This window comes from Marinobacter halodurans (genome assembly GCF_004327985.1).
Taxonomy (GTDB): domain Bacteria; phylum Pseudomonadota; class Gammaproteobacteria; order Pseudomonadales; family Oleiphilaceae; genus Marinobacter_A; species Marinobacter_A halodurans.
Window position 1 is genome coordinate 1 of the sequence record NZ_SJDL01000009.1, and the last position, 18,348, is coordinate 18,348.

Consider the following 18,348-nt stretch of genomic DNA (forward strand, 5'->3'; position numbering starts at 1 on the left):
TGACGATATTGGCCGCCTTACCCAGTGTGACCGCCTCATATGCGATTCCTGTTCGTCAGGCCAGTGCTTTGCCTGCGGCTTCCTTCAGATTCCACCTCGCGGTGGACACCCTTGCCGTTCGGCTAGTAGTTCCCCTTACCGGGCCCACAGGGGACTTGCACCCCCAAGTCATCCGGCCAGCACCACCTGTACCAGAACAGCGCCCGTCAAGGCGCTACGCGCCATGCCTGGCGCACCAAAAAAAAAGCCCCGGCCATGGCCGGGGCTTTCCTGGACTGCATTATGCCTTAGCGGGTACCCGCCCGGCGCAGAGCCGCCGGTGTGTATTCACGGGAGCTACGCTTGGTCCCGAATTCATAGGGATCCGCTTCCTCATTGGTCAGCCCCAGGGCCAGATAACGGCCGGACAGGGTGTCATAGAGGACTTCGATCGCGTACCAGGGCACCTTGTGATCGTAGAAGTACATGCTGTGCGCCTCCGCCACACGCCACAGCTCGCCGCGGCCATCATAGTGATCGATCACTGACGCCTGCCAGGTGTCCTCGTCGATGTAGAAGTCACGACGGGCATAGATGTGCCGCTCCCCTTTCTTCAGGGTCGCGCGGACGTGCCAGACCCGGTGCAGCTCGTAGCGGCTCAGGGCCTGGTTGATGTGCCCGGCCTTGATGATCTGGTCATAGCTCAGGTCGCGATCAACCAGCTTGTAGGAATCGTACGGAATGTACATTTCCTGCTTACCGATCAGCTCCCAGTTGTAACGGTCGGGTGAACCGTTGTACATGTCGAAGTTGTCTGACGTCCGCAGACCATCGGCGGCCGTACCCGGACCGTCATAGGCCACCTGCGGCGCCCGGCGGACACGGCGTTGACCGGCGTTGTATACCCAGGCGCGGCGCGGCTCCTTGACCTGGTTGATGGTCTCGTGAACCAGCAGGACGTTACCGGCCAGACGCGCCGGACCGGTGATGGCCTGCTTGAAGTAGAACAGGACGTTCTGGTCTTCCTTGGGATCGAAATCCTCGAGTGCGGCACGCCAGGTCAGTTCATCCTGGAAATGCACCACGCTGAAGTTGCCGTCTGCTGTCGGCGTCACCTGACCGACGTGTCGCGTCGTCGAGCCGCCACGATAGCGGGTGATGTGGTTCCAGATGACTTCCAGACCGTTCTGGGGAATCGGGAACGGGACGCCTTCGGTGAAGTTTTCCATGCCGTTGCCGCTGGGAATCAGCGATGTCTCGGTGGCGTTCTTCCTGGTGGCGTCATAGACCTCCTGCGGATAAGCCGCCGGACGATGCGTCGGATAGACCGGGATGAAGTAATCATCGTACTTCTTGATCATTTTCACCTGGCCAGGAGACAGTTTGTCCGCATACTGGTCGACGTTGCTCTGGTCGATGCGGAGCTGCTCCTTGTCATCCGGATACGGATTCACATAGATCCCGTCGCCCTTGTAGCCTTCCGGAATCTTCTTCAGACCACCATCCCACGCCGGAATGGCGCCGCCGTTGCCGGCCTTCTCGGCGCCGATCGGCGTCAGCGTGTCACCGAGCTTTGCCGCTTCCTGTGCGGAGACAGCCGCATTGACAGCGCCCCCATACAGGGAGGCAGCCAGGATGCCGGTGGCGATCAGTGTCTTGTTCAGTTTCATTGTTATACCTCGTAATGCGAATTCAGGCCCGATCAGAAGGAGACCGATACACTGGCACTGATAAAATCCCGGTCGGTCAGTTCGTTGTACGGTTTACCGCCGAAATAGTTCGTGTAGCCAACGTTCGCGCTGTAACGGTTCTGGTAGACACCCGTCAGCGACAGACCAATCGCCTTGCGGCCCTCCAGGAAATTACCGCCGGGCGACGGCGCGTAACCCTGTACATCATGGGAGAACGCCAGTTGCGGGCTCAGGTTCACGCCGGCAAAGACGTTCGGGTAATCCCACACGAAACGGGTCCGGTAGCCCCAGGAGAAGGAAGTCGTGAAGCCTTCATTGTTGCAGTAATTCGTGTTGATGTTCAGCGACTGGCAAGCACCGCCGTCCAGCTGGCCTATACCAAAAGTACCGGAACGGCCATAGCGGGCTTCGTCATAGTCAGGCAGACCGTGCACGTACGTCGCACCCACTTCGCCAACAAACGTCAGACGGCTCGCACCCATGACCTGATCGAAGAACTTGATCAGCGTCATCTGCGCCTGCGACACCTTGAAACGATCGTAGCCTTTAGTCTCCTGACCGGACAATGCGCCGGAGCCTACCGCCACACCGGCTTCCTGTTCGCGTTGAACCTGAAGCAGACTGGCCGGGTCACCCGTCACGGGGTTATCCAGCTGAAGGCCGCCATAAATCAGTTCAAAGGCGTTCCACTGGATCGGCATGTTGTCACGGAAGCTGTATTCCGCCCCCAGCGACCAACCGCCCGGGATCGTTGTATTGATGCTCACGCCATACAGGTTGATCCCTTCGGGATACTCGACGTAGTAGCTCGGGAAACGCTCGCCGTTGCTCGGGTCGTTAACGATGCCGCTCACGTAAGGTAAACGGCTGTGATAGCGGATGTAATAGAAACCAAGTTCGGAATCATTCAGCGCCGGCACGTACCAGCGGACAGCGGCACCGAACTGATCGCGATCATCCGGTTCCTTGTCACCTACCCGTGGTGAGATGAAACCCTGCGCATACGCCTGGGAGTCCGGCAGCTGACCGGCCAGCAGGACCGGACCACAGCCATCGGCAGCGAAGTCGTTGGTGGAGAAGAAGGTGCCACAGTCGTCCGGGCGGACTTTTTCCCAATCGGTCTGCAGGAAGGCTTCGAGGGTGACGTTCTCGGTCAGGCCAATGGAGGAATAGAGCATCTCAACCGGCAACAGGGCATCTTTAAGCTCGGCCCCCGGTGCACGGATGGCGTTGACGTCCACCGGGTTGATGACGTTGATACCGCCCTGGATAAACGTACTCTCACCCCAGCTCAGAACCTGCTTGCCGTAACGGACACTGACCGGTGTCTCTCCGAAGTACCAGTCGCTGAAGACATACGCATCGAGGAACTCACCTCCGGATGCATTGCCCTTGGCCTTATCGTTCAGTTCCCGCTGCTGGCCTACGTAGTCCGTCGCGCGGGATTCATCCTTGAGCTCGAAGTCGTACCAATAGCGTCCACGCAGGAAACCGCCGACCCGGGTGAGGTATTCGCTGTCCACGTTGTAGTTGAGATACAGCTCACTGGTCCCCTTGACGATCTTGCTGTAGGTATCGCCTTTGTCGAAGTTCAGGTTGCCGTCATCGTAGTTGTTGGTCGACGCACCGATATTGGCGTTCGCACCACCCGGTGCGTAGGACGGGCCCAGGTTGCCCTGCGCAATCAGGCGCTTGTCCCGGTCTTGTACCCGCCAGCCCACGCCGGCCGTCAGTGTGGTGTCAAACGAAGCTTCAACGTCGCCCAGATAGAACTGGAAGGCGGCGGCAGGTGTCGACAGGGCGGCCGTAATGGCTGCTGCCAGGGGCAATTTAACCCACTGTTGCCGCTGTTGGATTTTTCTTGTCATTGGAAAGCTACTCCATTGTTGTTCTGAGTCGCGCTCTAGTTATTTGTCTTCACGATGTCGGAGGCTCCACGCACAGTGCTCGTGATGATGGCACTATAGCTAAGGCTCCGGGACGCTTTGATCGATCAAAAGTATGATTTTGCGGCCCCTCACCGCGGGCACTCCCACGATGCCGCATCAGCACCATCCCCTGGTCATGCTGTCTGCCTGCGCCACGCTACTGCCGGTCAGGATGGCCGGATATCGCCTGAACCAGTCGCCCGGCGTTCAATAACGGCGGCGCCCTGCGTCGACTCGACTTATCCGGAGGCACCCTCAATATAGACGGTAAAACAGGGGGCAACCAGCGCGCGTGCGCAGGTTTCAGGCCTCACAGCGGGCGTTTTGTGAAAGGGATCAAAGGCGGTCTGGAGGGAATCCGGCCAAGCCCGGACGAGACCGGCATCCGGGCTTGACAGTAAAACCTGCGGGCATGGAAGCCGCAGGCCGACGGCTCAGAGCATTTCGATAGCCATGGCGGTGGCCTCACCCCCGCCGATGCACAGCGCGGCGATGCCCCGCGACTTACCCTGACGCTTGAGCGCGTGCATCAGCGTCACCACCAGCCGGGAGCCGGTGGAGCCAACCGGGTGCCCCTGGGCGCAGGCACCTCCGTGAACATTGACCTTCTCCGGGTCCAGATCCAGCTCGCGAATCGGCATCATGGCGACCATGGCAAAGGCTTCGTTGATCTCGAACAGATCCACGTCATCCTTGGCCCAACCGGTTTTCTCGAACAATGTCCTGATCGCACCCACCGGTGCACAGGTGAACTCCGCGGGATGCTGGGAATGCGTCGAGTGCGCCACGATCCGCGCCATGGGCTTGAGGCCCCGGCGTCCCGCCTCGGACTCGCGCATCAACAACAGGGCTGAAGCGCCATCGGAAATGGACGACGCATTGGCGGCGGTAACGGTTCCGTCTTTCCTGAACGCCGGACGCAGGGTCGGGATCTTGTCCAGGTTGGCCGTCAGCGGCTGCTCGTCGTCCTCAACCACCGTCTCGCCCTTGCGGGTCTTCACGGTGACCGGGACGATCTCGTCCTTCAACACGCCGTCCCTGATCGCCTGCTGGGCCCGCCTAAGCGAATTGATGGCGTAGCCGTCCATCTCTTCGCGGGTATAGCCTTTCCTGTCGGCCATATCCTGGGCGAAGGCACCCATCAGGCGGCCGGTCTCGGCATCTTCCAGCCCGTCCAGGAACATATGATCCTGCGGTGCCTGCCCCGGCCCCATACGATAGCCCTGGCGCGCACCAAGCAACACATAAGGCGCATTGGACATGCTCTCCATACCGCCCGCAACCATGATGTCGTTGGTACCGGCCTTGATCAGGTCGTGCGCCAGCATGGTGGCTTTCATGCCGGAGCCGCACAGTTTATTGATCGTGGTCGCACCGGTGCTGTCCGGCAGACCAGCCTGACGCATCGCCTGTCGTGCCGGTCCCTGCTTGAGACCGGCGGGCAGCACGTTGCCCATGATCACTTCCTGCACATCCTCCGGCCGCAGGGAGGCCCGGCGGACAGCCTCGGCGATGGTAAGCGCACCCAGCTCGACGGCGCTGACGGCAGCCAGGCTTCCCTGGAAACCGCCCATCGGTGTACGGGCGCCGCTGACAATAACGACGTTATCGTTGCTCATGGTATTTCCTCATCTGTGGTAGAGCCCGCGGAATCTTCAGGGCGGGCCTGTTATTGGTATTTTTTTGGTGTACAGAACACTTGGCCTCAGGGCTTGTGGGGCTCCTGGAGGTACTCTTTCGACTGCATCTCCAGCAGCCGCGATTCGGTCCGCTCGAACTCGAATCCCAAACGACCGCCGGCGTACAACTCGTGGATGGGCGCTTCGGCCGAGATGATGACTTTAACGTGGCGATCGTAGAACTCGTCGATCATGTTGATGAAGCGCCGTGCCTGATCGTCCTTGTCACGACCGAGCACCGGCACGTCACTGATGATCACCGCGTGGAATTCACGCGCCAGCTCGATGTAGTCGTTCTGGCTGCGTGGGCCGTCACAAAGGGCCTTGAAGTCGAACCAGACCACGTCATCGGCATGCGCCAGGGCAGGGATCTTGCGACCGTTGACTTCCAGGTTCAGGGAATGCCCGGTCGAATCCACCGACAGTCGATCAAAACTGGATCGCAGGCTCTCGGTGGCCTCCGGCCCCAGAGGCGTGTGGAACAGGCGGGCCTGCTCCAGCGTCCGCAACCGGTAATCGACGCCGCCGTCCACGTTGACCACATCGGTGTACTTCTTGACCAGGTCGATGGCCGGCAGGAAGCGGGCGCGCTGCAGACCATCCTTGTAGAGGCCATCCGGCACGATGTTCGAGGTACAGACGAGCGTGACGCCCCGGCTGAACAGCGTATCGAGCAGGGTCGCCAGAATCATGGCATCGCCGATGTCGGACACAAAAAATTCATCGAAGCAGATCACGGTCGTTTCTTCAGCAAAACGCTCGCCGACGACCTCCAGGGGATTCTTGGTGCCCTTCAGTGTCTTGAGTTCGTTGTGCACGCGCTGCATGAAGCGATGGAAGTGCACGCGCATCTTGCGCTCAAACGGCAGCGCCTCATAAAACGTGTCCATCAGATAGGTCTTGCCGCGACCCACACCGCCCCAGAAGTAGAGTCCCTTGATCGGTTCTTCGCGCCCGCCACGCAACTTGCGCCGCAGCCTGGTGAATGTCTTCTGACGCTGGCTTTCGGATTCCACCAGTTTGTCGTACAGTGCCTGAAGACGCTGTACCGCGTCCGCCTGTGCGGCATCTTTCTCAAAACCGTCTTTCTGGAGGTCTTGCTGATAGCGTTCCCACGGGGTCATGCGTTGCTCTTGTCTCGCTTGATGGTGCTGGTCAATAAGGCGCCGTATTGTCGCTGATTTTGCCCCTTTTCTCCATTGTGCCTGCGCGCACGGCAGGAAGGCCGCCGGATCGTGGACCGTCACGCCCTACATGGTCATTGGTTGGTCTATGCGACGATTGGAGGGACGAACAGGCATGGGCGACATAGCGGTCAGCCGGTATACTTAAGGTGCCTTGATTGGCATCCGGGCGCTGGCCCGGCGCTGCGATATGCCCTAGCGGCTTGCGGGCCGGGGCGACCGGAGCTGTCAATAGCCAGAGAGGCACCATGACGCCAGCATCGGCGTCTTTATACTCATTCTCGAATTCAGGGTCAGGGACAGTATGACGCAACTCATTCTCATCGCTTTAGCCACCCTCGTCATCGGGCTTGTCGTCGGCGTACTGGTCGGCCGCTCAGGCCAGAGCACCAGTCTGCGCCAGCGCCGCCTGGAGCAGCAGATCGACGAGTTGCGCAGCGAATATACCCGCTACCAGGCCCAGGTCAATGAACACTTCATGGAGTCCGCTCACCTGATGCGCCGGCTCAATGATGTCTACCGGGATGTCAGCCAACACATGGCTCGCGGCGCCAACCGCCTGTGCCACGATGAGGACTGGCTCGACGAACTGGAGAAAAAGGACGATACCGCCCGTCTCGGCGCGGCCAAATCGGAAGACTCCGGCTTCGAACCGCCCCGGGACTATGCCCCCAAGAGCGACCCGAAGGAAAAAGGCACTCTGGCGGAAGATTACGGGCTGCGTGAGAAAAGCCAGACCGAGTAGACGGCCACGGCCCGATCTGCCCGGGCGGCGGCAAACCGGCGACCGGATTGCCGCCGCCCTTTCCTGCCCTACACCGGATTATCGATGTCGATAAAGGTGTGACGAATCCCCAGTTCCTGCGCCAGTCGCTCGCCCACCGCCTGCACACCGTAGCGCTCCGTGGCGTGGTGGCCCGCCGAGAAATAGTGGATACCGTCTTCGCGCGCGGTATGCACGGTGGGCTCTGAAATCTCGCCACTGATAAAGGCGTCGGCACCGGCCTCCAAAGCCTGGCCGATGAACCCCTGGGCCGCGCCGGTACACCAGGCAACCCGGCGAATCTGATCGACACCATGCCCCACATGCAGGGGTGTCCGATGCAACCGTTCCTCCAGCAGACCGGACAACCGGGACGCCGTCATCGGTGTCGCCAACTCACCCATCCAGACCAGGCCGCCCTCCTGTACCGGTGATGCGCTGCGCAACTCCAGCACCTCGCCCAATTGGCGGTTGTTGCCCAGTTCCGGGTGATCATCCAGCGGCAGGTGATAGGCCAGCAGGCTGACATCCTCACGCAGCAACGCCTGCAGACGCCGCTTCTTCATGCCACGGATGCGCTGGTCCTCGCCTTTCCAGAAATAGCCGTGGTGCACCAGCAGCATGTCCGCGCCAGCCTCGATGGCCGCATCGATAAACGCCTGGGAAGCGGTCACGCCGGTGACCACATGCGCCACGGACTCGCGTCCCTCGACCTGCAGGCCGTTGGGGCAGTAATCCTGGAAACGCCCCGGTTCAAGCCACGATTCCACCAGGCTGACCACCTTGTCACGGGTAGTGCTCGTCGTCATGGGAGACCTCCAGAGTCGATACTTGAGGGAAACGAAATGCAGGCCGGCGAGATCCAGGGATCGCCGGCTGCGTACTTACACGATATCAGGCAGGGCCCCGAGCAGGGCATCGTTCTGGGTTTCGGAACCGATGGTAATGCGCAGATGGTTCTCGATACGCGGCTTGTTGAAATGGCGCACGATAATGCTGCGCTCACGCAAAGCCGCTGCGATGTCCGCACCGGCATGGTCGGGATGGCGCGCCAGCACGAAATTGGCGGCCGACGGCACCACCTCGAAGCCCAACTGCTCCAACCCGTCCGTGACCCGCTGACGTTCGCGGACCACATACTCCGTAGCCTGGCGGAAATACGCCTCGTCCTCATAGGCGGCGACGGCCCCAACCAGCGCCAGCCGGTCCAGCGGGTAGGAGTTGAAGCTGTTCTTCACCCGCTCCAGAGCCTCGATCAGATCGGCGTGACCCACGGCGAAACCGACTCGCAACCCCGCCAGCGAACGGGATTTTGACAGGGTCTGGGTCACCAGCAGGTTGGGATAACGGTCCACCAACCCAATCGCTGTCTCGGCACCAAAATCCACATAGGCCTCATCAATGACGACGACCACGTCCGGATTGGAACCCACGATCCGTTCCACCTCGGACAACGCCAGCGCTTTCCCGGAAGGCGCATTCGGGTTCGGGAAAATGATCCCGCCGCAATCGCCCCGGTAATCCTCCGGGCGGATCGAGAAATCCCCGGCAACCGGAATGGCCCGGGCCTCTATGTTGTAGATGCCGCAGTACACCGGATAGAAGCTGTAGGTGATATCCGGGAACAGGATGGGCTTGCCGTGCTGGAACAGGCCAAAGAAGATATGCGCCAACACCTCGTCCGAGCCATTGCCCAGGAACACCTGTTTCGGCGACACCCCGTGGTAATCCGCAAGCTTTGACTTCAGCGCATCGCCATTGGGATCCGGATAGAGACGCAGGCTATCCCCCGCCTCGGCACGAATCGCCTCAAGAACCCTGGGCGACGGTCCCAGTGGGTGCTCGTTGGTGTTGAGCTTCACCAGATCCCTGAGTTTGGGCTGTTCGCCCGGCACGTAGGGCGTCAGATCCTTGATCCGGGGACTCCAGAAACGACTCATGATGCCTCCCGGTCCTTGATACGGTACTCGGCCGACCGGGCGTGTGCCGTCAGCCCTTCACCACGGGCCAGCACCGAGGCCACCTTGCCCATTTCGCTCGCGCCTTCCGCGGAAAAACCGATAATGGAAGAGCGTTTCTGGAAATCATAGACCCCCAGCGGCGACGAGAATCGGGCGGTGCCGGACGTCGGCAACACGTGGTTGGGTCCGGCGCAGTAGTCGCCCAGGGCCTCGGCCGTGTACCGCCCCATGAAGATGGCTCCGGCATGACGAATAGCAGGCAGCAACGCTTCCGGATCCGCCACGGACAGTTCCAGGTGTTCCGGCGCGATCCGGTTACTGACCTCGGCGGCCTGGGCCATGTCATCAACCTGGATCAGTGCCGCCCGGTCGGAGATGGACGTCGCGATGATTTCGGCGCGCTCCATGGTCGGCAGGAGCTTGCGGATACTGGCTTCGACCCGGTCGAGGAAGTCCGCATCCGGACTGATCAGGATCGATTGAGCCTGCTCATCGTGCTCGGCCTGGGAAAACAGATCCATGGCGATCCAGTCCGGATCGGTCTGGCCGTCACAGATCACGAGAATTTCCGAGGGCCCGGCAATCATGTCGATACCCACGGTTCCGAACACTTCCCGCTTGGCGGTGGCAACGAAGATATTGCCGGGACCCACAATCTTGTCGACCCGGGGCACCGTCTCGGTGCCATAGGCCAGCGCCGCCACGGCCTGCGCTCCGCCTATGGTGAAGACACGATCCACACCGGCGACGCCGGCAGCGGCCAGGACCAGCTCATTGACCGTCCCGCCCGGGGTCGGCACGACCATTACGACCTCGCCGACGCCGGCCACCTTTGCCGGAACGGCGTTCATCAGCACGGATGACGGATAAGCCGCCTTGCCGCCGGGCACATAGAGTCCAGCCCGGTCCAGCGGAGTCACTTTCTGGCCCAGCACGGTGCCGTCCGCTTCTTCGTACTGCCAGGACGGTGCCTTCTGGCGCTCGTGATAATCGCGAATCCGGGCTGCGGCCGTCTCCAGGGCCTCGCGCTGCGCTGCGGGAATCGCCGCAACGGCCTGCGCCATACGCGCCCTGGAAATCTCCAGATCAGCCACGCTGGCCGCGGTCACACGGTCGAACCGCTCGGTCAACTCCAGCAGCGCGGCATCCCCGCGCGTACGTACCTCATGCAGGATATGACGGACCGACTCATTCACCTGGTGATCCACGCTGTCATCCCACGCCAGCAGGCGGTCCAGGGAAACATCGAAATCCGCCGCGCTAGCGGACAGGCGTTTTACGGTAACCTCGGTCATAACACATCCTCTCGGGACACGGGCAAAGACTGGTTGGGTTTGCAGGGGCGCGGCGGTCGTCAGTCCTCTTGACGACGGGCCACCGCCTCGCCCAGCTTTTCAATGATCGGGTGCAGCGCCCGGTGTTTCATCTTCATCGACGCGCGATTGGCCACCAGGCGGGTGCTGATATGGGTGATCAGTTCACGGGGTTCGAGACCGTTGGCCTTGAGGGTGTTGCCCGTATCGACGATGTCCACGATCTCGTCCGCCAGATTGAGGATGGGCGCCAACTCCATCGCTCCGTAAAGCTTGATGATATCCGCCTGCCGGCCCTGCGAGGCGTAGTATTGCCGCGCCAGGTTGACAAACTTGGTCGCCACCCGCACACGCCCCTCGGGCGTAGCCTGCCCGACCGGTCCGGCCGTCATCAGCTTGCAGCGGGCAATGTTCAGGTCCAGCGGCTCGTAGAGGCCCGCACCCCCGTGCTCCATGAGCACATCCTTGCCGGTCACGCCGAGGTCGGCGCCGCCATACTGGACGTAGGTGGGCACATCGGTGGCCCGGATGACCAGCAGGCGTACGGCCGGATCCGTGGTCGGAAACACCAGTTTACGGGAACGGTCGATGTCGTCGACCGGCTCGATCCCCGCTTCCGCCAGCAGCGGCAGGGTTTCCTTGAGGATCCGCCCCTTGGAGAGCGCGATGGTGATGCTGTCTGTCATAGTCTGTCCAAATTACGGGATCAGGCAGGCAATCGGCGGATACTCGCCCCAAGCAACTGCAGCTTCTCTTCGATACATTCGTAACCGCGGTCGATGTGGTAGATGCGGTCAACGATGGTGTCGCCATCAGCCACCAGGCCGGCGATGACCAGGCTGGCCGAGGCCCGCAGGTCGGTGGCCATGACCGGCGCGCCATTGAGCTTTTCGACACCGCGGATGATGGCCGTATTGCCTTCCAGGGTGATGTCCGCGCCCATCCGGCTCAGTTCCTGGATGTGCATGAAGCGGTTCTCGAACACCGTCTCGGTAATCGCGCCACTGCCCTCGGCCACGGCGTTCATGGCCGCAAACTGGGCCTGCATGTCGGTTGGGAAGGCCGGGTATGGTGCCGTCCGCAGACTCACCGCGCGCGGGCGATTGCCCTTCATGTCCAGCTCGATCCAGTCCTTGCCGGTGGAGATGTGGGCGCCGGTCTCGCTCAACTTCAACAGGACCGCTTCCAGCAGGTCCTCGCGCGTATCCTTCAGCTTGACCCGGCCACCGGTTGCGGCCGCCGCCACCAGGTAGGTTCCGGTCTCGACCCGATCCGGCAATACATCGTAATGGCAACCGTGCAGGCGCTCCACACCGTTGATCTCGATCGTGGCGGTACCCGCACCCTTGATGTCGGCGCCCATGGCGATCAGGCACTCGGCCAGGTCCACGACTTCAGGCTCGCGCGCCGCGTTCTCGAGAATCGTCTTGCCGTCGGCCAGGGCCGCCGCCATCATCAGGTTCTCGGTCCCGGTCACGGTCACGGTATCCAGGAAGATGTGAGCGCCCTTGAGGCGACCATTGCTGCGCGCCTTGATGTAGCCGTTTTCAACCTTGACCTCGGCGCCCATCTGCTCCAGCCCCTGGATATGCAGGTTGACCGGGCGACTACCGATGGCACACCCTCCCGGCAGGGAAACCTCCGCCTGGCCGAAGTGGGCCACCAGCGGTCCCAGCACGAGGATCGACGCCCGCATGGTCTTGACCAGCTCGTAGGGCGCATGGAATGCCTTGATAGTGTTGGCGTGGACCTCCACGCTCATCTTCTCGTCGATCATCAACTCGATGCCCATGCGACCGAGCAGCTCGATCATGGTGGTGATGTCGTTGAGGTGCGGCAGGTTGCCGACGGTGACCGGCTCGTCGGCCAGCAGGGTGGCCGCCAGAATCGGCAACGCAGAGTTCTTGGCGCCGGAAATCCGGATCTCCCCGTCTAGCGGCTTGCGGCCGCTGATGAGCAATTTATCCACGAGTCTTGTCCTGTTTATGTCGGTCGCATGGTCCTGGCGGGCAGCCGGGCAAAGCCGGTCCGCCGCACCCGGTCAGCCCTGACGGGCCTGCCATTGGGCCGGGGTGAATGCCTTGATGGTCAGGGCGTGAATGGTCCCTTCGGACAGCTGCTGGTTGAGCGCAGCGTAGATCAGCTGCTGCTTCTTGACCGGCGACATCCCCTCGAATCGATCGCCAATGGCGACGACCAGGTAATGGTTTCCGTCGTTCTGGACCTGGATTTCACAGTCGGGCAGCTCTTTGCGAACCAGCTCTGCCACGTCCTCCGCCTGCATGTGCGTACCTCAATCAGTTTTGGGGAGTGAGAGTCGCCTGACGACTCCAATCAGTAGCCGCTCGCCGGACGGTTTGCCGGCGAGCGCTTGAAATTCAGAAGCGGAATTGTATCGAATTCCGGCGGAAGGCTAAACAACGGATGGATGAAAGCTGTCAATAGCCGTCATCAGGACGACCTTTCCCGACCGGATCAGCCGGTCAGTCCCAGGTAATCGGCAACATTCCCCATTCTGGCCAGCTCGACCAGGCGATCACTGACACCGGCGAAGCCCAGTGCGACACCCTGCTGGTCGGCCTTGCGCTTCCAGCAGAGCATCAGCGAAACCAGCACACTGCTGGCCCGATCGATGCCCGCCAGGTCAATGCTGCATTCGCCACCACCCTGCTCGGCCAGAAAGGCCTCGCCCTGTTTGCGCAACGCCAGCACGTCCCGATCCAGTTGCGCCGAAGTCAACTGAAAGATGGACCCGGAGACGGCGTCTCCGGCCATGTTCACAGATTGCACGGAGGTCACGACTGGTCCACCTTCTTGTCGAGGTCCAGCTCCTTGACCGCATCCGTCCAGCCGTCGATAACCGCCTGTACGTTGTTGCGATTCTCTTCCATTTCCTGGGCGAAACGGTCGCGGAACGCCAGGCCGATGTTCACCCCTTCGACAATGACGTTCTCCATCATCCAGCGGTCGTTGTCGTTGCGGTACATCGAATAGACAACCGGGTAGCGGTTACCGGAAGCCGTGGTCACCTGCAGTTCCACGGACGCCCGATCATCGTGGTTCGGATTGATGGTGGCGTCACCCACGCTGATGGTGAAGTTGTCGGCCTCGACCAGGGCCTTGGCATAACTGTCGAACAGGCTTCGCTTGAACTTTTCCACGAACGCATCCCGCTGCTCCGGTGACGCCTGGCGCGCGTAACGCCCCATCACCCGCGCGGCGATGCGGCGAAAATCGACAAAGTTCGCCAGCGCGGCTTCCATCTGCTCGTAGAACGCCTCGCGGTCCGTATTATAGAGCCCCCGCTTTTCGTTGAGCTCCTGGACCAGTGCCTGCGTGTTGTCATCCACATACTGGCGTAGCGAGTCGCTGCCTGCCGATGCCGGCATGGCCGCGACCACCAGCAACATGGCCCAAAGACTGCCCCAGACCTGTCGGACTGCTTTCATAACCCGGCTCCTGACTGATTTGGCCTCTTATTTCCCTGAGGCGAAGTTACTGATTAAACGTTCGATATTGAGCGCCGACTGGGTGCCGTAGAAGGTGTCGCCGTCTTTCATATACTCCTGGTCGGCGCCCACGGATACATCCACGTACTTTTCACCCAGCAGACCGGCGGTACGGATGATGGCCGAGCTGTCGGTCGGGATGATTTCCGCCGACTTGTTGATCTCCATTTCCACGCGCGCCTGGTAGGTTTTCGGATCGAGCGTGATCGCCGTCACCCGGCCAATCGTGACCCCGGCCATCGAGACCTGGCCCCGCACCGACAAGCCGCCAACATCGTTGAAGTTGGCGTAGACCTTGTAGGTCGGCTCCGCTGCCTGTGGCGTAAGGCCGCTGACCTGCAGCGCCAGGAAAAGCAGGGCACCACACCCGGCAAGCACAAACGCACCCACCACTATCTCCATTGTTCTCTGACGCATCAGATATCTCCGAACATCACCGCAGTGAGAATAAAATCAAGACCCAATACCGCCAACGACGAGTAGACCACCGTCTTGGTCGTCGCCGAACTGATCCCCTCGGACGTTGGCACGCTGTCATAGCCCTGGTAAACCGCAATCCAGGTGCAGACAAAACCGAATGCGATACTCTTGATAATGCCGTTGAGGACGTCTTCCCCGAAATCAACCGACGCCTGCATATTGGCCCAGTAGGAGCCCTCGAACACGCCCAGCCAGTCGACACCCACCAGCATGCCGCCCCAGATGCCGACCACCGAGAAGATCATTGCCAGCAGCGGCATGGTAATGAACCCGGCCCAGAATCGCGGGGCGATGACCCGGCGCAGCGGATCCACCCCCATCATCTCCATGCTGGACAGTTGTTCGGTAGCCTTCATCAGTCCGATCTCCGCCGTCAGGGCGGAACCGGCCCGACCGGCAAACAGCAGGGCGGTGACGACCGGCCCCAACTCGCGCACCAGGGTCAGGGCCACCATCTGGCCAATCGCCTGCTCCGAGCCGTAGTCGGTCAGGATGTTGTACCCCTGCAGCCCCAGCACCATCCCGATAAACAGCCCGGACACGACGATAATGGCCAACGACAGCACGCCGACCGCGTAGATCTGCTTGACCAGCAGGGGCAGACCGGTTGCCGGCCGCGGCACGGCGACCAGGCTGCGCAGGAGGAATTCGCTGGAACGGCCCAGGGAGGCCAGGATATCAAAGGTGCCGCGCCCGATAGTCGCGAGACGATCCATCATCGTTGTGCCCCATCGGCCAGATCTTCGGCGATCGGCTCCGCCGGATAGTGAAAGGGAACCGGGCCGTCCGGCTTACCCTGCAGGAACTGCTGCACGCGCTCGGATGGATTGCCCTGCAGCTCCTCCGGCGTACCCGCGCCGATCACCTGCCCGTTGGAGACGATGCAGGCATAGTCGCAGATACTCAGCGACTCGGGCACATCATGCGACACCAGCACACTGGTCAGCCCCATCGAGCGGTTGAGCTTGCTGATCATCTCGACCAGTACGCCCTTGGCAATCGGATCCTGCCCGGTGAAGGGCTCGTCGTACATGATCAGCTCGGGATCCAGGGCAATGCTGCGGGCCAGGGCGACACGCCGGGTCATCCCGCCGGACAGCTCCGAGGGCATCAGATCCCGCGCACCGCGCAGGCCGACCGCTTCCAGCTTCATCAGCACAATATCGCGAATCATGTCTTCCGGAAGCTTGGTGTGGACCCGCAGCGGAAATGCCACATTCTCGTAGGCACTGATGTCGGAGAACAGCGCGCCACTCTGGAAAAGCATACCCATTCGCTTGCGCAGATCGTATAGCGCCGAGCGCCGCAACTCGTGCACGCAGATACCGTCCACGGTGATGCGACCGCTCTCCGGCCGTAACTGGCCACCAATCAGCTTGAGCAGCGTTGTCTTACCCGTCCCGCTCGGCCCCATGATGGCCGTTACCTTTCCGCGCGGAATCTTCAGCGACAGACCATCGAAGATACGTCGCTCGCCCCGCAGAAAGACGAGATCCTGGATATCGATAAAAGCGGACTCTGATGTCATCGAGACCTTTCCTGTTGGGGGCACCCTGACCACCGTAGCGGCCGAATGCCGCTCCGGCACGTCACCAGGTGGCGAAACGGGCCATCATCCCTGCCTGCCGGGCATTGTTCCAGATATTCCCATCACGCACATTAATACGTCGTTAAATCCGCGCCATACCGACAGCAACCTGACATCACTCCGGACACAGCCAATCACGGAGGGCGCTACATTATGACAACTTGGCGGCAAGCTCAAATGCAGACCACAACCATGCCGCGGCGCATTGATTGCCGACCGTCCGTTGACAGGCCGCATTCCCGGTTGCGACCGGCTGGCAAGTCCATCACAATTTCCCGCCTTGTTCACCGATCCTTGGAAAGACTGTATGTCCCTGCTTCCCTACATCGGCGCCATCATCGCCGGCCTAGTTCTCCTGATCTGGAGTGCCGACCGCTTTGTGGAAGGCGCCGTGGCCATGGCCCGAAGCTTCGGCATGTCACCCATGATGATCGGCCTGACCATCGTGGCGTTCGGTACATCGGCGCCGGAGATGCTGGTCTCCGCCACCGCCGCGCTGACCGACGCTCCCGCCCTGGCGGTGGGTAATGCCCTGGGCTCGAATATCGCCAACATCGGCCTGGTTCTCGGCATCACCACGCTGGTCGCGCCGATTCCTCTCAAGCGCACCGTACTGTTCCGGGAGTTCCCGGTGCTGCTGGGCGTTACCATCCTGGTCTTCCCGCTGCTGCTCGATGGCGAGTTATCACCGACCGACGGCATCATCTTCCTGGCCCTGCTGGCCCTGTCACTGTACCTGATGAGCCGCGGCAGCAAGCCGGAAGACGCACCGGAATTCCTGGAGGAACTGGAGGAGATGCCGGTGATGACCACCCGGAAGGCAACGCTCTGGTTCATCGTGGGTCTCGCCGCGCTGATTCTCAGCTCGCGCATCCTGGTCTGGGGCGCAACCGAACTGGCCCTGTCACTCGGCGTCAGCGAACTGATCATCGGGTTGACGATCGTTGCGATCGGCACCAGCCTGCCGGAACTGGCCGCCTCGGTCGCCAGCGCCCTCAAGGGCCACCACGACGTTGCACTGGGCAACATCGTCGGCTCCAACCTGTTCAACCTGCTGGCCGTACTGGCCATGCCGGCCCTGCTCAATCCGCTGGCCATCGACAGCGATGTCCTCTACCGGGACTACGGCACCATGACCGCCTTCACTTTCCTGCTGGCCGCATTCGCCTATGGCATGCAGAAAAAGGGAAAACTGGCGCGCTTTGAAGGTGGTATACTGCTGGCCGGATACATTGCATACACCGTCGTGCTCTACCACGCAGCACGTTAAGGATCTCCCGGCCCATGAGAAGTTCCTTCATCGAATCGGCACGTCAGGCCATCGCCATCGAGCGCGAAGCCATCGACGCCCTGACCGATCGCATCGACCACACCTTCGAGACAGCCTGTGACCTGATCATGCAGTGCAGCGGCCGAGTGGTGGTCACCGGGATGGGCAAGTCCGGCCACATCGGCAAGAAGATTGCCGCCACCCTGGCCAGCACCGGCACCCCGTCGTTTTTCGTCCACCCGGGCGAAGCCAGCCACGGCGACCTGGGCATGATCACCGGCGACGATGTGGTCCTGGCCATTTCCAACTCCGGGCAGACCGGCGAGGTCCTGACCATCCTGCCGCTTATCAAGCGGATGGGCGCGCCCCTGATCAGCATGACCGGCGACCCGGACTCCGTGCTGGCCCGGGAAGCCGAGGCCAACCTGGACGTCAGCGTGCCCCGCGAAGCCTGCCCACTCGGCCTGGCCCCCACCAGCAGTACCACGGCCACACTCGTTATGGGCGACGCCCTGGCCGTGGCCCTGCTGGAGGCGCGCGGCTTCAGCGCCGAAGATTTCGCGTTCTCGCACCCCGGCGGCAGCCTGGGGCGACGCCTGCTCCTGCGCGTCTCCGACATCATGCACACGGGCGAGCGGGTACCCCGCGTGTCGCCGACAACCCTGCTCAGCGAAGCGCTCCTGGAGATTTCCGGCAAGGGGCTGGGCATGACCACCGTGGTGGACGACCAGGGGCTGATGGTGGGCGTTTTCACCGACGGCGACCTGCGCCGTACGCTGGACCGGAACCTGGACGTCCATGTCACACCGATTCAGGACGTCATGACCATCGGCGGCAAGCGCATCTATGAGGATCAGCTTGCTGCAGAAGCCCTGAAAATCATGGACGAGGTCAAGATTACCGCCCTGCCGGTGATTGATCGACACAATAACCTGGTTGGCGCCATCAACATGCACGACCTGCTACGCGCCGGCGTACTCTGACCCGTTAACCCTGAAGCGAT

At 61.5% G+C, this 18,348-nt stretch carries 18 protein-coding genes; 3 read left to right on the forward strand and 15 right to left on the reverse strand.

Annotated features, from left to right (window positions below):
* Nucleotides 1-287 precede the first annotated feature (287 nt).
* The 4 genes from EZI54_RS07500 to zapE all read right to left on the reverse strand — a co-directional run bounded on the left by EZI54_RS07500 (nt 288) and on the right by zapE (nt 6,401).
* The gene (locus EZI54_RS07500; RefSeq protein ID WP_131480616.1) at nt 288-1,649 is read right to left on the reverse strand and encodes a DUF1329 domain-containing protein; all 1,362 of its coding nucleotides are present in this window, start codon (nt 1,647-1,649) and stop codon (nt 288-290) included.
* Between the two features lie 32 nt (nt 1,650-1,681).
* On the reverse strand, nt 1,682-3,538 hold the full coding sequence (locus tag EZI54_RS07505; RefSeq protein WP_131480618.1) for a DUF1302 domain-containing protein: 1,857 nt from the start codon (nt 3,536-3,538) through the stop codon (nt 1,682-1,684).
* A 494-nt stretch (nt 3,539-4,032) separates the two neighbouring features.
* On the reverse strand, nt 4,033-5,217 hold the full coding sequence (locus EZI54_RS07510; RefSeq protein ID WP_131480620.1) for a thiolase family protein: 1,185 nt from the start codon (nt 5,215-5,217) through the stop codon (nt 4,033-4,035).
* A gap of 86 nt (nt 5,218-5,303) precedes the next feature.
* Complete coding sequence (gene zapE, locus EZI54_RS07515; RefSeq protein ID WP_131480622.1) at nt 5,304-6,401, reverse strand: cell division protein ZapE; 1,098 nt, start codon at nt 6,399-6,401, stop codon at nt 5,304-5,306.
* A 364-nt stretch (nt 6,402-6,765) separates the two neighbouring features.
* Between zapE and EZI54_RS07520 the strand changes: the two genes are divergently transcribed.
* Nucleotides 6,766-7,206 (forward strand): Z-ring associated ZapG family protein, encoded by a 441-nt coding sequence (locus EZI54_RS07520; RefSeq protein WP_131480624.1) that lies wholly within the window; start codon nt 6,766-6,768, stop codon nt 7,204-7,206.
* A gap of 68 nt (nt 7,207-7,274) precedes the next feature.
* Here EZI54_RS07520 and EZI54_RS07525 read toward each other — a convergent pair whose 3' ends face one another.
* From EZI54_RS07525 to EZI54_RS07575, 11 genes are all read right to left on the reverse strand, one after another.
* A complete protein-coding gene (locus EZI54_RS07525; protein ID WP_131480626.1) occupies nt 7,275-8,033 on the reverse strand; it encodes a Nif3-like dinuclear metal center hexameric protein in 759 nt (252 codons plus the stop codon).
* A 75-nt stretch (nt 8,034-8,108) separates the two neighbouring features.
* Entirely contained in the window at nt 8,109-9,164 is a 1,056-nt protein-coding gene (hisC, locus tag EZI54_RS07530; RefSeq protein WP_131480628.1) for a histidinol-phosphate transaminase, read from the reverse strand.
* On the reverse strand, nt 9,161-10,480 hold the full coding sequence (gene hisD, locus EZI54_RS07535) for a histidinol dehydrogenase (protein WP_131480630.1): 1,320 nt from the start codon (nt 10,478-10,480) through the stop codon (nt 9,161-9,163). The genes hisC and hisD overlap by 4 nt, the downstream gene beginning before the upstream one ends.
* 59 nt (nt 10,481-10,539) lie before the next feature.
* On the reverse strand, nt 10,540-11,184 hold the full coding sequence (hisG, locus tag EZI54_RS07540; RefSeq protein ID WP_131480632.1) for an ATP phosphoribosyltransferase: 645 nt from the start codon (nt 11,182-11,184) through the stop codon (nt 10,540-10,542).
* A gap of 20 nt (nt 11,185-11,204) precedes the next feature.
* Nucleotides 11,205-12,467: a UDP-N-acetylglucosamine 1-carboxyvinyltransferase gene (gene murA / locus EZI54_RS07545; protein ID WP_131480633.1), complete on the reverse strand. Its 1,263-nt coding sequence runs from the start codon at nt 12,465-12,467 to the stop codon at nt 11,205-11,207.
* Nucleotides 12,468-12,539: 72 nt separating this feature from the next.
* Nucleotides 12,540-12,767 (reverse strand): BolA family protein, encoded by a 228-nt coding sequence (locus EZI54_RS07550; protein WP_242674375.1) that lies wholly within the window; start codon nt 12,765-12,767, stop codon nt 12,540-12,542.
* Nucleotides 12,768-12,973: 206 nt separating this feature from the next.
* On the reverse strand, nt 12,974-13,297 hold the full coding sequence (locus tag EZI54_RS07555; RefSeq protein ID WP_131480637.1) for an STAS domain-containing protein: 324 nt from the start codon (nt 13,295-13,297) through the stop codon (nt 12,974-12,976).
* The gene (locus EZI54_RS07560; protein WP_242674380.1) at nt 13,294-13,908 is read right to left on the reverse strand and encodes an MlaC/ttg2D family ABC transporter substrate-binding protein; all 615 of its coding nucleotides are present in this window, start codon (nt 13,906-13,908) and stop codon (nt 13,294-13,296) included. The genes EZI54_RS07555 and EZI54_RS07560 overlap by 4 nt, the downstream gene beginning before the upstream one ends.
* A gap of 66 nt (nt 13,909-13,974) precedes the next feature.
* Complete coding sequence (gene mlaD / locus EZI54_RS07565) at nt 13,975-14,424, reverse strand: outer membrane lipid asymmetry maintenance protein MlaD (protein WP_131480641.1); 450 nt, start codon at nt 14,422-14,424, stop codon at nt 13,975-13,977.
* Complete coding sequence (mlaE, locus tag EZI54_RS07570) at nt 14,424-15,206, reverse strand: lipid asymmetry maintenance ABC transporter permease subunit MlaE (RefSeq protein ID WP_131480643.1); 783 nt, start codon at nt 15,204-15,206, stop codon at nt 14,424-14,426. The genes mlaD and mlaE overlap by 1 nt, the downstream gene beginning before the upstream one ends.
* The gene (locus EZI54_RS07575; RefSeq protein WP_131480645.1) at nt 15,203-16,015 is read right to left on the reverse strand and encodes an ATP-binding cassette domain-containing protein; all 813 of its coding nucleotides are present in this window, start codon (nt 16,013-16,015) and stop codon (nt 15,203-15,205) included. The genes mlaE and EZI54_RS07575 overlap by 4 nt, the downstream gene beginning before the upstream one ends.
* Before the next feature lie 367 nt (nt 16,016-16,382).
* Here EZI54_RS07575 and EZI54_RS07580 point away from each other — a divergent pair, with 367 nt between their 5' ends.
* Both EZI54_RS07580 and EZI54_RS07585 read left to right on the forward strand, forming a co-directional pair.
* On the forward strand, nt 16,383-17,345 hold the full coding sequence (locus EZI54_RS07580) for a calcium/sodium antiporter (RefSeq protein WP_131480647.1): 963 nt from the start codon (nt 16,383-16,385) through the stop codon (nt 17,343-17,345).
* Nucleotides 17,346-17,359: 14 nt separating this feature from the next.
* Complete coding sequence (locus EZI54_RS07585) at nt 17,360-18,328, forward strand: KpsF/GutQ family sugar-phosphate isomerase (protein WP_207389177.1); 969 nt, start codon at nt 17,360-17,362, stop codon at nt 18,326-18,328.
* Nucleotides 18,329-18,348 lie beyond the last annotated feature (20 nt).

Bases quoted from the DNA above. Each gene is read 5' to 3' on its own strand.
- EZI54_RS07500 (WP_131480616.1), bottom strand. From the start codon at position 1,649: ATGAAACTGAACAAGACACTGATCGCCACCGGCATCCTGGCTGCCTCC.
- EZI54_RS07505 (WP_131480618.1), bottom strand. From the start codon at position 3,538: ATGACAAGAAAAATCCAACAGCGGCAACAGTGGGTTAAATTGCCCCTG.
- EZI54_RS07510 (WP_131480620.1), bottom strand. From the start codon at position 5,217: ATGAGCAACGATAACGTCGTTATTGTCAGCGGCGCCCGTACACCGATG.
- zapE (WP_131480622.1), bottom strand. From the start codon at position 6,401: ATGACCCCGTGGGAACGCTATCAGCAAGACCTCCAGAAAGACGGTTTT.
- EZI54_RS07520 (WP_131480624.1), top strand. From the start codon at position 6,766: ATGACGCAACTCATTCTCATCGCTTTAGCCACCCTCGTCATCGGGCTT.
- EZI54_RS07525 (WP_131480626.1), bottom strand. From the start codon at position 8,033: ATGACGACGAGCACTACCCGTGACAAGGTGGTCAGCCTGGTGGAATCG.
- hisC (WP_131480628.1), bottom strand. From the start codon at position 9,164: ATGAGTCGTTTCTGGAGTCCCCGGATCAAGGATCTGACGCCCTACGTG.
- hisD (WP_131480630.1), bottom strand. From the start codon at position 10,480: ATGACCGAGGTTACCGTAAAACGCCTGTCCGCTAGCGCGGCGGATTTC.
- hisG (WP_131480632.1), bottom strand. From the start codon at position 11,184: ATGACAGACAGCATCACCATCGCGCTCTCCAAGGGGCGGATCCTCAAG.
- EZI54_RS07560 (WP_242674380.1), bottom strand. From the start codon at position 13,908: ATGTTGCTGGTGGTCGCGGCCATGCCGGCATCGGCAGGCAGCGACTCG.
- mlaD (WP_131480641.1), bottom strand. From the start codon at position 14,424: ATGCGTCAGAGAACAATGGAGATAGTGGTGGGTGCGTTTGTGCTTGCC.
- mlaE (WP_131480643.1), bottom strand. From the start codon at position 15,206: ATGATGGATCGTCTCGCGACTATCGGGCGCGGCACCTTTGATATCCTG.
- EZI54_RS07575 (WP_131480645.1), bottom strand. From the start codon at position 16,015: ATGACATCAGAGTCCGCTTTTATCGATATCCAGGATCTCGTCTTTCTG.
- EZI54_RS07580 (WP_131480647.1), top strand. From the start codon at position 16,383: ATGTCCCTGCTTCCCTACATCGGCGCCATCATCGCCGGCCTAGTTCTC.
- EZI54_RS07585 (WP_207389177.1), top strand. From the start codon at position 17,360: ATGAGAAGTTCCTTCATCGAATCGGCACGTCAGGCCATCGCCATCGAG.